This window comes from Roseibium sp. HPY-6, from assembly GCF_040530035.1.
Taxonomy (GTDB): domain Bacteria; phylum Pseudomonadota; class Alphaproteobacteria; order Rhizobiales; family Stappiaceae; genus Roseibium.
Genome location: NZ_JBEWCD010000001.1, coordinates 2,434,162 through 2,449,383, shown reverse-complemented (window position 1 = coordinate 2,449,383; position 15,222 = coordinate 2,434,162). Strand labels below are relative to the sequence as shown.

Here is a 15,222-nt window from a genome sequence, read left to right as displayed (position 1 = left end):
TACCAAGCTCAAGAAATAAGGACCTATCTGATGGCGCTGTTCCGGTTTGCCGGCAAGGCGCTTTGTGCAGGACGGCCTGGTTGGCCGTTCAAACAAGGCAACGCCGTCCGGAGAGCCGGAACAGGCCACCGAAGGCCACGTTTGAAGGCTGTTCTGCCGCGTCGCAGGTTTTGGACGATAAACCATATCGCCCTGCAACCTGCTCCTTGCCGAACAGCCTTCAAACACGGTCAGATCGGTTCTTATTTCTTGAGCTTGGTATTATCCTGAAGGGACGCAAAAACGGCTTCGATCTGCTGCGTCAAAACGCTCAACCGGGCGAAAAGCCCGCTTTTCGCGCCTTTCCTTGCAGCTCATCGCCGTTTGCCGCGCCGTCGCAGTCTATCTTATGAGGGTATGACCTAATGAAATCCACAGCTGTCTTTCGATAAGCTTGCGTGCTCTTCTTGGGTCGGCAGACGACACAAGGATGTTTGATAATGCGCGTTTGTTGGATCAGATTTTTTATTTTCGTTTTTACAGTTACTTGCACCGCCACGATCTCAAAAGCACAGGACGCCGCGCCAGGGCGCGCGATGATCGTTTTCGACGGCTCGGGCTCGATGTGGGGGCAGATCGACGGGACCGCAAAGATCGTCACGGCACGCGAAACGCTTGCCGGTGTCGCCAGGCAATTGCCACCGGACCTGGATGTCGGCCTGATCGCCTATGGCCACAACCGGAAAGGCGATTGCAATGATATCGAGACACTCGTGCCGATCGGCCCTGCTGCGACCCGGTCGGGTGCGCTGATTTCGTCGGTTCAAGGACTGAATCCGAAGGGCAAGACACCATTGACGGAAGCGGTACGGCGGGCGGCCGGAGAGCTTCGGTATCAGGAAGACAAGGCGACGGTCATCCTGATCACGGATGGTATCGAAACCTGCGAAGCCGATCCTTGTGCCGTGGCATCGGAACTGGAGTCGTTTGGCATCGATTTCACCGCGCATGTGATCGGTTTCGGTCTGAGCGCGGATGAAAGCCGGCAGGTTGCCTGCCTGGCGGAAAATACGGGCGGTCTGTTCCTGAATGCGTCGAGTGCATCCGATCTCAGCAAGGCGCTTCAACAGACGGTTGCCCTGGCGCCGGCACCGGCTCCCACGGCCGCGCCGGCGCCTCCCGCCATATCTCTTTCCAAGAACCTCACCGCAACGGTCAGTCTCGAAGAGGGGGCACCATCGCTAACGGATGCTGATGGTGTCCGGGTGTATTGGAGCGCGGTGAAGGAAAACGGTGAGGAGATCAATCTGGTCGCCGTCACGCAACTGATCGGGCGGCTCGATCCCGGTGCGTACCGGCTCGTCGCGCGAACGGATCGTGGCAGTTCCGCATCCGCTGAGATCACAGTCACTGACACGGAGATGACTGAAGTCAACCTTGTACTGGGAGCAGGGCAACTCGATCTTGCCGCGATCATGGCTAATCAGGACATTCAACTTTCCGATGTCGACTATCGCTGGGATATTGAAAACACTGTTACAGGCGAGACATTCTCGGCGTACACGCAGAATGTTGTCGCGGTCGTCCCGAGCGGAAAATACCGCGCAAGACTGGTCATCACGCGCCTCGACAAGATGTCGCCCGGCAGTGTCGACATCGACGTGGAGACTGGACAAACCGCACAAGCCGAAATCATCGCGCCCACCTCGAAAGTCCTTTTCCGTGCCCTCAATCGCGACGGCAGCGAGCTCAAAAAATTCGATGTCAGGATCAACATATACAAAGGGACTTCGACCGAGAACAACGATGATTTCGTCGCGATGCGCCTGGGTGGCGACGCGATCATGCTGTTGCCGGGTCAATATGCCGTGCGTGTTGAAGCGTGGGACAAAAGCAAACGGGATCCATTCGTCGAAGTGGTTGAAGTTGCCCCTGCGTCGGACCAGACGATTGAACTGGTGTTCCCGTGAGCGCACAGACCACGTTCTGGGACCCGTTCGAAGCGCGTATTCAGCCCGCGACGGAAACACAACTCGAACGCACCAAACCCCTGTTACCGGCGTCGTTCAAAAAGCTTGAGGTCCCGTTTTTCCTGCTGTCGCTGCCGGGGTTTTTGCTCGCTATCTTCAGCGAGAGCCTTCGGCCGCTTGGATTTGTCCTTGTGACCATCGGCATGGGCGGTGGATTTGCCATCGATCATTTCACAGGCGCGTCGAAGGACCGGTTGAACCGGTTGCGCAGCGCTGCCCAGCATCTCGGCTTCCGGTTCCGGTCCAAAATTCCGGACGTGCGCATGCAAAAGATCCGGCAGCAAATTCCGGAAATTTTCAAGCTGCGGGTCGGAGGCTCCATCCCGCTGGTCATCGAAAGTGAAATGTGGGGCACCGCGGAAAACGGCAGCCCGCTCTGGGTTGGACTGGGCGCTCATTCTTCGACGGCCCTTTTCGGTGGTCCCAAGCAGAATACAAAATCCGCGGGAAGTGGCCCGCAAGGCAATGTCGTCATGATGGTTGCGGCCTACAAACTTGATCGCGACGCCCGCATCCGGCTTGTACTGATGCCTGAAAACTTGAGTTCGGTCGGACCTCTCGACCGCGATCTCAAGACCGAGAGCATCGCGTTCAACGATGCCTTTAATATCCGTGTCACCGCACGAGACGATGAGGGGCAACTCGACAAGGTCTCTGTCGAAGTGCTCCAGGTACTCACACCAGCGCTTCAGACAACTCTGCTCGATCTTGCGGACAGGTTCGCAGCGCGCGTGATTATCGACCGCGACACGGTTTTCTTCGCCGGATTTCGAAATCTGCAGGGCCTGGACGACACGATATTGCAGTCCTTCGTCAAGGATGCGGTGGCCGGATTTTCTGAGGCTGCCGTTTCATTCAAACACTACGCGGAGTGAGCCGGATATGTCGGTTGTTTTGACTTTGATACTCCTGGTCGCAGTTGTCGTCGGCACCTATGTCGTTTGCTACAACTCGCTCATGGCCGCCAAGTTTCGCGTTGACGAAGCCTGGTCCGGCATAACGGTTCAGCTCAAGCGCCGACATGCTCTGGTGCCCAATCTCGTTCAGGCCGCCCGCACTGCACTCGGGCACGAACAGGCGATCGTCGACAAAATCGTCTCCGCGCGCGCGGCCGCGCTCGAAGCGCTGGCAAGCGAGCGTCATGCTGATATCGCAAAGGCCGAGGCCGGCCTGACTCAGGCCCTTGGTCAGCTCATTGCCTATACCGAAGACAACCCCGAAATCACGGCAACCGAAAACCTCGTCGTTCTGCAAAAGCAGCTTGAGGAAACTGAAGATCAGGTGGCGGCGGCACGACGCATCTATAATGGCAATGTTCAGGCTTACAATACGCGTGCAGCCTCGATACCCTGGAACATTGTTGCCGGCATCAATGGGCTCAGGCCTTCGGAAATGTTTACGCTGGACGAAGCCGAAATGAAGGCGATTTCAAAAGATCCCACGCTTGACGGTCTGGAAATGGCAGTTCCAGGACGCAACGAGAAAGGCTGACCTCATGAAGTTGTTCTTGGTCTTTGTGGTCCTTATGAGTTTGGGCCTTTCTCACGGGTATGCGGCTGCCGACACCTGTGTTGCGTCGTCGCCTAACGGGAATTCGCTGCGCGTTTATGATGCGCCGACGACGAACGGTCCGGTGATCGGCAGCATTGGCGTTGGTACATGTGGGATCAACGTGACCAATCAATGCGAAGGCACGATGTGCGTTGTGGCCTTGCCTGGCCTCAATGGCTGGGTCGACATGCGCCATATTTCGAACAGCCCGGTTCAGGCACCAGGTCTCGGTGCAGGGCAGGCCGATTTGGGAACTTACGTTTACGCAGTCACCGGCGGCAGCGGCACCGTAACCGCGGCGGGCATCACGCAGCCGACGCCGGTCGATGCAACGGGCACGGTCAGTCTCCGGAAATCGTCACCGACAGCGGCGACGCTTACTCTGCCCAGAGAAGTGACGGATGCGCCGATTGCATTGACAGGCCAAGATGCCGGACCATGGTCCGGTGGCTTCGGCAGCTGGGGCGGCATGCCGATGAATGTCGGCGTGACGTTTACCGGTCTTGGAGAGCAGAGAGCCCAACTGGTCCTTCAAGGTACGAACCAGATTGCCTCCATGAAAATCTCCTTGTCGCTGCGTGCGCAAACTTTGCCTTCGGCTCAATCCTCCGGTGCAAGTGGAGCCGGGTCTCCCGCCAGTCAGGGGCAAGCTGCGGCACCCGCAGATCCAGGGTTTAACGCCTGCACCGAGCTGGATCGGATCACGAAGATCATCAATGCTCAGGCCAGCACCAGACAAATCCAGGACATGCGCAGCATTTACGTTCTTTCGGGTGTTAAAAGCACAGAGGCGACAGCGGATCAGGCTGCCTGCCGGAAAGCTCTCGACCTGATCGCCCAGGATGAAGGACTATGGAAGCTTGCCGAGAACGGGCTGGGAGCAGGCGCGGCCGGTTCCCAAGCCGCTGCGGTTCCTGTACCGGCTCCCAATCCAGGCCCATCGCAAGCTGCGCAGCCGGCGCCGCAAGCACCTGCTGCCCAAGCCGGCGGGACGCCAAACGCGGCTTCGGGCGGACAGCCGGCGAACGAGCGGCTGCTTGCCGAAGCCTGCATCATACTGCAGCCCCAAATCAGCCCCCTTTTGAGAGGGCAGTCGCGAACAGACCGCGACGCGGTGCTGCGCATTCTGGCCGCGCAGGGCGTTGTCAGCGTTGCGTCAGCGCAGCCGCGGCAATGCGCGGTCATCATGGCCGAGCTGATTGCGATCGGGCTGATTGCCAACGACAATCGTCCCTGGATCACGATCGCCCAAGGGATCCCGCTCGCTCCGGGCGACGGCGGTGAAGATCCGGCGACAATGATCGCCGGAGGGGCCGAGATCGGAATTCATCCTTCCGATTTCATTCCGGAATTTGATCCGGCAGGTCAGCAGGCTTCATCTGCGGGAACGGCAGCACCCGGCGGTGGTGTGGCCACACCGGGTGGTTCGGCCCTTCAGCTCGGGGATCCTTGTCTTGAACTTGGCAATGCAATGATCGTCACAATTCGTCTTGGCTTCGCGGGGGATCTCGACGCTTTTTCCGCGATTTTGAAAAAGCACCGCGTGGAAACCCTGGCACCGTCTTCGGCCCAGATCTGCGCAGGTGCGCTGAATGATGCCCGGCAGGCCGGGCTAGCCCGCTGACTGTTGCCTGGGAGAAGACCGATGACCATGCCAGCCTCGAAATCACTCTGCGTGATCCTTTGCATGTTCCTGATGGGAGCAGGCTCGCAGACAGTTCGCGCCAGCAGCGATGATCCTGCGGAAGTCAATGATTTGCCGGGTTTCGGCATCTGGGGCCCGGCCTACAGGCTGCGAAACGTGCCAGAGGGCATGCGGCTTGTGGTGCGTGCTGCGGGTGACCGGAGCGCTGCGACCGTCGGCAGCCTGACCAGGTCCGCCAGCGAAATCCTAGTTCTGAATTGCGCCCCCGAAATAGTGCCGCTCACATTCGAGGATGCGAGCGCGGAGGCTAAGCGTGAATTGCTCGGCGGTGTCTGGTGCCAGATCGATCACTATGGCATGACCGGTTTTGTTCCCGGTATCTATCTCGATCCAATCCTGAATCGCTAGCCGCCTATTTCTGTCTAAGGCATTCACCAGAAATGCGCGGTGACCTTATGATTGGTCCATCTTTGCAAGGAAACGAGCAGGTCCATCAGAACCGCCCGTCCGGCCAACTGGTGTGGAGATTGTCGATCACATAGGCATGGGCATGGCGTTTGCCGTGGGCGTTTCTCAGATGCGGATGGTCGGCCGGAAGTTCAGGATGTTCGTGAACGAGGACGCTTGTGTCCGACGATGGCCAAAGACGCGACGCGGCCAACGCTCCAATGACCGCAAGCACCGCCAGCGTAGTGACGGCTGCTGATAGACCGGCCGCGCTCCCGAGCCAACCCGCAAGCGGGTAGGTGATCAGCCAGCAGCCGTGGGAGAGCGCAAATTGCGCCGCGAAAACCATCGGACGGTCTTCAGAGTGAGCCGAGTTGCGCAAAAGACGTCCGGACGGGACAAGAACCGCCGAGTTGGCGACGCCCATCAGGAACCAGATCATCAACAGATAGGACCAGAGATCTGTCGGCTTGAGCCCCTGGATCAGGGCGGACAGCAAAACCAGCAGCAGCGGCATGAGAATCGCACCCCCAAGCATGAGGCTCCGGTCTTTGACCGAGGACAGAAGGCGTGGAATTGCGAGCGCCATCGCCATTGAGCCACCGCCATAGGCGGCCATCGTGAGGGCAAGGTCGGCATCGCTTCCGCCAAGCAGTGTCTTGACGATCACGACAGTATTTACAATCACAATCGCTCCCGCGGCGGCCACGGTCAGATTGAGCGCCATGAGGCCCTTCAGGCGCGGTGTGCCCAGATAGATCCGCATGCCCTGTGAAATGCGTTTGAATGGCGAGAGCTGTGTGAGATTGCGGACCGTTGGAAGCGCAACGGAGACAATCAGTGCTGCCGAAAGCAAAAAACCTGCGACCGTGCCCGCAAAAAGCCAATGAAATCCGATCAGGCCGATCAAAACCGCCGCAATGACCGGGCTTAGCAGGTTTTCAAGATCGTATGCCATTCGCGAGAGTGACAACGCGTTGGTGTAATCCTCCTCGTCAGGAAGAATTTCGGGGATTGTTGCCTGGAAGGTTGGAGTGAAGGCGGCCGATGCAGACTGCAGAAGCGCAATCAGAAGATAGATCTGCCAGACTGCATCGACGAAAGGCAGTGCGATCGCGGTTCCTGCCCGTATCAGATCGAGAATGACAAGAAATGACCTGCGCGGAAGTCGCGCTGCAAAGCCGCCGGCGAGCGGCGACAAGATGACATAAACAACCATCTTGATGGCAAGAGCTGTTCCGAGCACTGCCCCGGCATTTGCGCCTGCAAGGTCGTAGGCAAGCAAAGCCAGCGCAACCGTCATGAGCCCTGTGCCGAAAAGGGCAATGAACTGGGCTGCAAAGAGATGCCGGTAGGTCCTGTTGGCGAGAACTGAGTACATGTGACGGGTGCAAAGCTGACTGGAGCGAATTCTTCAATTAGAAATATCACGCTTCGAACGGCATCTCCAAGGAGGTTGAAGGTCAATCTCGTCAGCAATCCGTTAAACGCTGGATTCTTGAACGGATCAAACAGGCAATGCGGCCTGAGACGCGCGCGATGCGTTTCTCCGAGAAGGCGCGGCTTGCAGCGAACAACAAGCGGGTCAATCAGTTTCGCTGAATAGGATTACCTCGTGGCGACGCCGAACGGCATTTGTTCGCGAGCGTTTCGGTACCATTCCACGATTTTCCGCCGTTCCCCGGGTTCCATGTGCGAGACATTGGCGGGTGGCATTGCATTGGTCACGCCGGACTGCAGGTAGATCTCCCGCGCAGCGCGAACGATATCGGCTTCTGTTTCCAGAACCACGCCCTTCGGCGCCCAGTATATCCCCTCGTAAAAGGGTTCGCGGGCATGGCACATGGCACACCGTCCTGGAACGATGGCCTTCACGTCCTCAAATCCGGCGGCACTTGCAAAAACCTGTTCCGTAGCGTTCAAGGGACGGGTTTCGGACGCCTCATAGCTGTCTTCAGACCACATCGGCGCCATGCTCAGATGGATGATGGCCACGAAGAGAATCGAGGTCACCAGCCAGGTCCACATGGGCGCAGTGCCTCCGGCATGCTTGGTGTTGAAATAGTGGCGGATGGAGACGCCCATAAGGAAAACCAGGGCGGCAATCACCCAATTGTATTCGGACGCAAATGCGAGCGGATAGTGGTTGCTCAGCATCAGAAACACGACCGGAAGCGTCAGGTAATTGTTGTGCATTGAGCGCAGCTTGGCGATCTTGCCGTATTTGGCATCGGGCGTGCGTCCGGCCTTGAGATCCGCGACCACGATCTTCTGGTTCGGAATGATGATCATGAAGACATTCGCCGTCATGATCGTGGCCGTGAAAGCCCCCAGATGCAGCATGGTCGCGCGGCCGGTGAAAATCTGGTCATAGCCCCATCCCATGGCGACCAGCATGAAAAACAGCAGGATCATCAGCAGCGTCGGACTGTCGCCTAGCTTCGATTTGCAAAGGTAGTCGTAGATCAGCCAGCCGATGGCCAGGGATCCGCCGGATATCAGGATGCCCTGCCAAAGAGACAGATCCGCCTTTTCGGGGTCTATGAGATAAAGCTCGCCGCCGACCCAGTAGACGATCATCATCAGCGCTGCTCCGGAGAGCCAGGTGGCGTAGCTTTCCCATTTGAACCAGGTCAGGTGCTCTGGCATGTTTTCGGGCGCGACCAGGTATTTCTGGATGTGATAGAACCCGCCGCCGTGAACCTGCCATTCCTCGCCAAAAGCGCCCGCCGGCAGGTGGGGCGACTTGCGCAATCCCAGATCCAGGGCGATGAAGTAGAAGGATGAGCCGATCCAGGCAATGGCTGTCACGACGTGCAGCCACCTGACGGCAAATGCCAGCCAGTCCCAGATAATGGCAATGTCCAACATAGTGTCCCTCCGGTTGTCTGTCCGCCACCCTAATCTACCTTGAAATTTTCTGGTATCTCGACATAATTCCGAGCAGTTTCAAAAAAAACGGAATAATGGGTTTTTGGCGTATCTGGAGAATATTCGGACGTTCCTGCGCGTTTATGAGTTGGGAAACATGTCCGCCGCCGCACGCGATCTGCGCATTTCTTCCGCCGTTGCATCTGCTCGCGTATCGCAGCTTGAAGAACACCTGAATGTGCGCCTGTTTCAACGCACGACCAGAGCGCTCAGCCCAACCAAGCACGGGAACCTCTTTTACCGCGGGGCGACAAAGATCGTCGAGGCTGTCGAGGAAGCCGAAGCCGACATCAGCTCGATCACGCGCTCGCCGCGCGGTACGCTGTTCATCGCCGCCCCGATCGGTATGGGGCAGCGGCTGATCGCGCCTGCGATCCCGCTGTTCAAGGAGGCCAATCCGCTGATCGACATTCGCCTCCGGTTGTCGGACAGGAAGGTGGATCTGGCCGGTGAAGGGCTGGACGCTGCGTTTTTCCTCGGTGTGCCGGAGGATTCGACCCTGAAAATCAGGAAAATCGCCGACTGTGAACGGGTTCTGTGCGCAGCGCCTGACTATATCACCCGCAAGGGGGAGCCGAAGAGCTATGAAGACCTGTCCTCAAGCCGCCATGACTGCCTCAACATGCGTTACCCCGGCGCACCGGAATTCCAGTGGCCGCTTGTTACGAAGAACGGGGTGAAGAAGGTGGCGGTGACCGGGCCGTTTGAATCCGATCATGGTGATGTGCTGACCAGCTGGGCTCTGGATGGCCACGGGATCATTTTGAAGCCGGTTTTCGAGATCGCACGCTATCTGGCTTCCGGCCAGCTTGTTGCCGTTTTGGTGGATGAGCCGCCGGTACCCGCGCAGATGGCCTGTCTTTTCACGCACAGAAAACGGCAGGATCCCAAAGTGCGGCTGTTTCTTGATTTCATGGTCGGGCATATTCAACGCGCGTTGGCCGAAATGCCGATGCGGTAGGGCAGGCTTTAGCCGAGGCTGCTGAGGTCACCATGAAAAAAGCCGCCATGCGGCGGCTTTTTGCGTCTTGGAAGGCAGTCATCGCCGCCTGGCGGACTATTCAGCCTTCATTTCAGTAACAATGCGGATCGCGATCGGGCCGGTCGAGAAGGGACCAACGCCGAATTCCATATGGTCGATCGTGGTTGAAGCTTCAAAGGCAATCCAGTCACCCTTGTAGTAATCAATATTGCTCCCGAGCGGGTGCGGGCCGATATGGGTGAGCTTGGTGTCCAGCGTGACGGGTTTGGTGGTTCCTTGGATGGTCAGGTCACCGGTTACATTGGCAGTGTCGTCTCCCGTTTTCTCAACACCAGTGCTGACGAAGGTTATTTCCGGATAGGTTTCCACTTCCAGGAAATCCGAGCTGGACAGATGATCGTCGAGAGGCTTGAAACCCGTTGCGATACTATCGGTCTTGACCGTCACGTTCAGCTTTGCGCTTTCAACGTTTTCCGGATCGATATCGAGGGTTCCGTCAACCACGGTGAATTCGCCGCTCTGCGTGGAAACGCCTGCGTGCGACCAGCTGAACTGAACTTCTGTGTGTCCCTGGTCCGTCTTGTAGGTCGTTGCCAAAGCGGCTGGAACGGTCAGCAGCGTTGCAGCAATGCAAATCGGGGCAAGTCTGATCATCGGAAAATCTCTCCTTTTCGTGGTCAGGCAGGATTGCCTGTGGGCATACGACATCGTGATTTTCACAAGTCTCAAAATAGATGCTATGACATCTATCAGACTGACGAGCCGGAAAAAACAACTCCGATCGCCGCTCACCGAAACTTGAAGACAATGCATCCGAGTCACCACGAAACCGACATCTGGATCCTTCTTAACCGTGCACACCGCCAGGCACACCGCAACATGGAAGCGGCATTGCGCGAGAAGGGTCTGCCTTCGTTGCGCGTTTACGACCTGCTCTGGGGCGTTGAAATGTCCGGCGAAGACGGCGTAAGGGCATTTGAATTGACGGATTGGCTGCTGTTCGAGCAATCCAACCTGTCGCGTCTGCTGGCTCAACTGGTCTCGAAAGGACTGATCCGGGAAACGGTTCTTGTCAAAGACCGTCGCGGCAAGATCCTGCACATCACACCCGACGGTGCTGCCCTGCGAAAGCAGATGTGGGAAGTCTATGGCCGTGGCATCCATCGACACATGAAGGCTCTGGCAACTGCATCGGATCTGGAGACCTTTCTGGAACAGTTAGGCGATATCGGCGGGGGCCCGATCAGGCAGCAGGGTCGTCAGCAATCGGCTGATGAAACATGATGGATAGACAGTTGCTTGAGCGTCGCTAAATCCGGCTGTGAAAAGCGTCAGCGCAGAATTTCCCTTAAAGTGCACCAGTTCCCCAGAATTTTCGCCAGGATCGATCCTGCTGTCTGAACCCGGACATCCTCTTGCCGTGTCCAATACCTGGCTCGTCAAACATCCTGCCACAAGGTTTACTCGCGACGCGAACCGGTGTTTGGATATGCGATGGGTCAGCGACGGTCCTCTAATCTGTTACCGGACAATCGCATCAAAAAATGGGTGCACAGGGCCCGCCCCCCTAATGCCCCTGCTCAAAAAACCTGGAAGTCGACAATGTCGTTTTTTGTAAAAAGCAGAAGAAGATCGGAGGTTTGACTTGAATCGCTATGTGCGCAATCTCAGGGGCTACGGATCGAGTCCGCCCGACCCGAAGTGGCCCGGAAATGCCCGCGTTGCCGTTCAGTTCGTCCTGAACTACGAGGAAGGCGGCGAGAATAATATCCTGCATGGCGACGCTGCGTCCGAAGCGTTTCTGTCGGATATTCCAGGTGCGGCGCAATGGCCAAGCCAGCGCCATTGGAATATGGAATCGATGTACGAATACGGCGCGCGCGCCGGCTTCTGGCGGATCCATCGTCTTTTCACGCGCGCCGGCATTCCCTTGACGATTTATGGCGTTGCCTCAGCACTTGCCCGAAATCCTGAGCAGGTGGAGGCGATGAAAGACGCCGGGTGGGAGATCGCAAGCCACGGGCTCAAGTGGATTGAACACAAGGACATGCCGGTTGACGAGGAACGCGCCGCCATTGCCGAAGCGATCCGGTTGCATACCGAAGTCGTCGGCGAGCGCCCGCGTGGCTGGTATACCGGCCGCTGCTCTGAAAACACGGTCCGGCTCGTCGCGGAAGAAGGCGGGTTCGTTTATGTTTCCGATACCTATGACGACGATCTGCCTTACTGGCTTGAGATCGGCGGGCGGGACCAGCTGATCATTCCCTATACGCTTGAAGCCAATGACATGCGCTTTTCGGTATCTCCCGGATGGAGCGACGCCGACGATTTCTTCAATTATCTGAAGAACGCATTCGATACGCTTTATGCCGAAGGTGAAAGCGACACGCCGAAAATGATGTCGGTTGGCCTACACTGCCGCCTGGTTGGGCGACCCGGCAAGATTGCTGCGCTCCGGAAATTCATCGAACACATCAAGTCGCATGATGATGTCTGGTGTCCGCGCCGGATCGAGATCGCAGAGCACTGGACCTGCCATCATCCGCCGCAGAAAGGCTTGAAACCCAGCCGCATGGGCAGAGACGCATTTGTTGAACATTTTGGCGGGATTTTTGAGCATTCCGCCTGGATTGCGGAACGTGCCTTCGAGCTTGAACTCGGCCCCGCTCATGACTGCGCCGTAGGCATCCACAACGCGCTTTGCCGAGTGTTCCGGTCTGCGAGCGAAGACGAGCGTCTTGGCGTTTTGAAGGCGCATCCGGATCTGGCCGGCAAACTTGCGCAAGCAGGCCGGCTTACCGCGGACAGTACGTCTGAACAGGCAGGGGCCGGGCTTGATCTTCTAACCGACGACGAAAGACAAACCTTCAACGACCTCAATTCGGCTTATGTCGCCAAACACGGCTTTCCGTTCATTATTGCTGTTCGAGACCATGACAAAGCTTCCATTTTGGCCGCGTTCCACCGCAGGATCGAAAACGATCGGCAAACGGAATTCCAGGAAGCCTGCCACCAGGTGGAACGGATCGCGCGCCATCGCCTCGGAGATTTGTTCAAGTGAGCAATCTCGCGATCACAGCAAAGCCTCTGACGGCTGAAGGTTTTGCGCCTTACGGCGACGTTCTGGAGGTCAGCGGGCCTCCGGACAAGATCATCAATCAGGGCATGTGCGGGCGCCATCACGACCTCGCCACGCTCGACTTCTCCGAAGGCCGGGCCGGTCTCAGCCTCTTTGATGCCAAAGCGCGAACGCTGCCGCATACCGTGGACATGGTTGAGCGGCATCCGGCTGGCAGCCAGGCGTTTATTCCCGTCAACGGCGTACCGATGCTGGTCGTTGTCGCCGATGATCGCGATGGCGAGCCGGTCAATCTCAAAGCTTTTGTCAGCCAGCCCGGCCAGTCCATCAATCTCCACCGGGGTACCTGGCACGGCGTTCTGGCACCGCTTGGCAGCCCAGGCAGATACATGGTCGTCGACCGCATTGGCAATGGCGCCAATCTGGAAGAGCACTGGTTTCCGGCGCCCTACGTTGTCGAGGCTCCGGAAAGCTGAAATCTGGATAAACGGTCGTCTTCTGCCTGAGCCATCTCATGGTGATCATGAGCGGCAAAAGTGCGCGGTTGCTACGATAGCGTTATCGCGCCGTCATCAGGCCAGCCATATCAAGCATCCGCCGTGAAAACCCCCACTCATTGTCATACCAGCCGAATATGCGGGCTTGTCTGTCACCGCTCGACAGGGTCTCGGGAAGCGCGATCACCAGGGATTCCGGCCGCGCCCGCATATCCGTGGAGACGACGCGGTCATCGGTAAAGCCGATCACAGGGTTGTTGGAAAATATTTCCTGCAGGAGATCGTTGACGGGCCTTTTAACAGGCTCAGCCCAAGTTACGGTGAGGTCGACCGCGGACACGCTGATTGTCGGAACGCGCACGGCAGCGCCCGTTATCCGGCCGTCGATCTGCGGCAGAACCTTGCCGACAAGCTTGGTTGCGCTTGTCGTGGTGGGCACCATCGAAATGCCACCTGCGCGGCTGCGTTCCAGCGGGCCGCGCGGCGCGTCCACCATCGGCTGGCTGCCGGTGTAGCAATGGATTGTGGTCATGTGGCCTGCCTCCACACCGACACGGTCCTCAAGACCCCGCAGCAGGGGGGCGAGGGCGTTCGTTGTGCAGGACCCATTGGAGACAACCCGGTGCCCGTTGAGCTTTTCTTCATTGGCACCGAGCACAAGCGTGATTTCCGCCGCGTCGGACGGGCCGGATATCAGCACGTTCTTTGCGCCGGCCCGAAGTCCGCGCGAAGCGACTTCCGTCGTGTCGGCCTTGCCGGTGCATTCAAGGACCACGTCGATCCCGGCAAGATCCAAAACGGATAGGTCGGGTTCACCGGTGAACTGAATCGCCCGGCCGTCTATGTTTAGCGTTCGGTCTTCCGTCGAGACGTTGCCGGGATATGGACCGTAAACGCTGTCGTATTTGAAAAGGTAAGCGCAAGTGTCCAGCGGTGCGATGTCATTGATCAGAACAACATCCACATTCTGCTCTTTTGGACACGTCAGGATCTGACGCAGGACGGTGCGGCCGATCCGGCCGAACCCGTTGATGACAATCCGCATGGTGACGACCTGTCTCTCAGTGTTTGGATCTTGGCCTTCGTGCAAAAAAGGCGTACTGAAAGACTGGGTATCATGCTTTAAGGCATTGATCTCATTTATATTGTCCCTAGGGACAATCCTTGCCCCTAGCTGCCCGGATCAAAGCGACCGGCTGGCCTGAGCGGCATATGGCGGTTGACGTCCTTGTAAAGCAGATAGCGGAATGGGCCCGGACCGCCGGCGTAGCAAGCCTGCGGACAAAAGGCGCGCAGCCACATGAAATCACCTGCCTCGACCTCGACCCAATCCTGATTGAGCCGGTAAACGGCTTTGCCCTGAAGCACATAGAGGCCGTGCTCCATCACATGGGTTTCGGCGAAGGGAATGACCGCGCCCGGTTGAAAGGTGACGATGTTGACATGCATGTCATGCCGCAGATCTTCCGGCTCGACAAAGCGCGTGGTTGCCCATTTGCCGTCCGTTCCCGGCATTGGCACTGGCGCGTGCTCGCTTTCGTGCGTCACGAAGACACCTGGATGGTCAATGCCTTTGACCGGTTCATAAGCCTTTCGGATCCAGTGAAACCGGACATGGTCCTTACTATCGTTCTTGAAGGTCCAGTCGGTCTCCGGGGGGAGGTAGGCATAGCTTCCGGCTCTCAGGGCATGGTTTTGGCCCGCCACGGACAAAGAGGCCTCACCTTCCACGACAAACAACACGCTCTCCGCCGAGCTGTCGGTTTCCGGGCGCTCGGATCCGCCATCCGGAGCGACTTCCATGATGTACTGCGAAAACGTTTCGGCAAATCCCGACAGGGGCCGAGACAGCACCCAGAGCCGCGTCCCGGTCCAAAAAGGCAGAAAGCTGGTAACGATGTCGCGCATCGTTCCGCGCGGAATGACCGCGTAGGCCTCGGTGAAAACCGCGCGATCCGTCAGGAGTGTTTCCTGACCGGGATGGCCGCCTTTGGGAGCAAAATAGCTTTCTGACACGGTTTGCCTTTCTCGCTGCGTTCAAAATGCACTTGCGACTATGCGCTTCGCGTTCGGTTTGCACC

At 57.8% G+C, this 15,222-nt stretch carries 14 protein-coding genes; 9 read left to right on the top strand and 5 right to left on the bottom strand.

The genetic code is table 11. From position 1 onward, the window contains the following. The first annotated feature begins 575 nt into the window (after positions 1-575). The 5 genes from ABVF61_RS11360 to ABVF61_RS11340 are packed head-to-tail and all read left to right on the top strand — an operon-like array spanning position 576 to position 5,613. On the top strand, positions 576-1,949 hold the full coding sequence (locus tag ABVF61_RS11360) for a vWA domain-containing protein (protein WP_353993621.1): 1,374 nt from the start codon (positions 576-578) through the stop codon (positions 1,947-1,949). Next, positions 1,946-2,884 (top strand): hypothetical protein, encoded by a 939-nt coding sequence (locus ABVF61_RS11355; protein WP_353993620.1) that lies wholly within the window; start codon positions 1,946-1,948, stop codon positions 2,882-2,884. The genes ABVF61_RS11360 and ABVF61_RS11355 overlap by 4 nt, the downstream gene beginning before the upstream one ends. Positions 2,885-2,891: 7 nt before the next feature. Further along, entirely contained in the window at positions 2,892-3,500 is a 609-nt protein-coding gene (locus ABVF61_RS11350) for a LemA family protein (RefSeq protein WP_353993619.1), read from the top strand. A gap of 4 nt (positions 3,501-3,504) precedes the next feature. Then, entirely contained in the window at positions 3,505-5,184 is a 1,680-nt protein-coding gene (locus ABVF61_RS11345; protein WP_353993618.1) for a hypothetical protein, read from the top strand. Positions 5,185-5,205: 21 nt separating this feature from the next. Continuing rightward, positions 5,206-5,613: a hypothetical protein gene (locus ABVF61_RS11340; protein ID WP_353993617.1), complete on the top strand. Its 408-nt coding sequence runs from the start codon at positions 5,206-5,208 to the stop codon at positions 5,611-5,613. An 85-nt stretch (positions 5,614-5,698) separates the two neighbouring features. On the opposite strand, the gene ABVF61_RS11335 is transcribed toward ABVF61_RS11340, so the two are convergent. Together ABVF61_RS11335 and ABVF61_RS11330 are read right to left on the bottom strand one after the other, a co-directional pair. Next, a complete protein-coding gene (locus tag ABVF61_RS11335; RefSeq protein WP_353993616.1) occupies positions 5,699-7,033 on the bottom strand; it encodes an MFS transporter in 1,335 nt (444 codons plus the stop codon). A 227-nt stretch (positions 7,034-7,260) separates the two neighbouring features. Further along, complete coding sequence (locus tag ABVF61_RS11330) at positions 7,261-8,523, bottom strand: urate hydroxylase PuuD (RefSeq protein ID WP_353993615.1); 1,263 nt, start codon at positions 8,521-8,523, stop codon at positions 7,261-7,263. Positions 8,524-8,626: 103 nt separating this feature from the next. Here ABVF61_RS11330 and ABVF61_RS11325 point away from each other — a divergent pair, with 103 nt between their 5' ends. Continuing rightward, positions 8,627-9,544 carry a LysR family transcriptional regulator gene (locus ABVF61_RS11325; protein ID WP_502949941.1) on the top strand — a complete coding sequence of 306 codons (918 nt, stop codon included), beginning with the start codon at positions 8,627-8,629 and terminating at the stop codon, positions 9,542-9,544. Positions 9,545-9,640: 96 nt separating this feature from the next. Here ABVF61_RS11325 and ABVF61_RS11320 read toward each other — a convergent pair whose 3' ends face one another. Beyond that, complete coding sequence (locus tag ABVF61_RS11320; RefSeq protein WP_353993613.1) at positions 9,641-10,219, bottom strand: YceI family protein; 579 nt, start codon at positions 10,217-10,219, stop codon at positions 9,641-9,643. A 153-nt stretch (positions 10,220-10,372) separates the two neighbouring features. Here ABVF61_RS11320 and ABVF61_RS11315 point away from each other — a divergent pair, with 153 nt between their 5' ends. From ABVF61_RS11315 to ABVF61_RS11305, 3 genes are all read left to right on the top strand, one after another. Continuing rightward, entirely contained in the window at positions 10,373-10,849 is a 477-nt protein-coding gene (locus ABVF61_RS11315) for a MarR family winged helix-turn-helix transcriptional regulator (protein ID WP_353993612.1), read from the top strand. Positions 10,850-11,210: 361 nt separating this feature from the next. Continuing rightward, complete coding sequence (puuE, locus tag ABVF61_RS11310; RefSeq protein ID WP_353993611.1) at positions 11,211-12,626, top strand: allantoinase PuuE; 1,416 nt, start codon at positions 11,211-11,213, stop codon at positions 12,624-12,626. Continuing rightward, positions 12,623-13,120 (top strand): ureidoglycolate lyase, encoded by a 498-nt coding sequence (locus tag ABVF61_RS11305; RefSeq protein ID WP_353993610.1) that lies wholly within the window; start codon positions 12,623-12,625, stop codon positions 13,118-13,120. Before puuE ends, ABVF61_RS11305 begins: the two co-directional genes overlap by 4 nt. 82 nt (positions 13,121-13,202) lie before the next feature. Here ABVF61_RS11305 and ABVF61_RS11300 read toward each other — a convergent pair whose 3' ends face one another. Next, on the bottom strand, positions 13,203-14,186 hold the full coding sequence (locus tag ABVF61_RS11300) for a type I glyceraldehyde-3-phosphate dehydrogenase (RefSeq protein ID WP_353993609.1): 984 nt from the start codon (positions 14,184-14,186) through the stop codon (positions 13,203-13,205). A gap of 125 nt (positions 14,187-14,311) precedes the next feature. Further along, on the bottom strand, positions 14,312-15,157 hold the full coding sequence (locus ABVF61_RS11295) for a bifunctional allantoicase/(S)-ureidoglycine aminohydrolase (protein ID WP_353993608.1): 846 nt from the start codon (positions 15,155-15,157) through the stop codon (positions 14,312-14,314). Positions 15,158-15,222 lie beyond the last annotated feature (65 nt).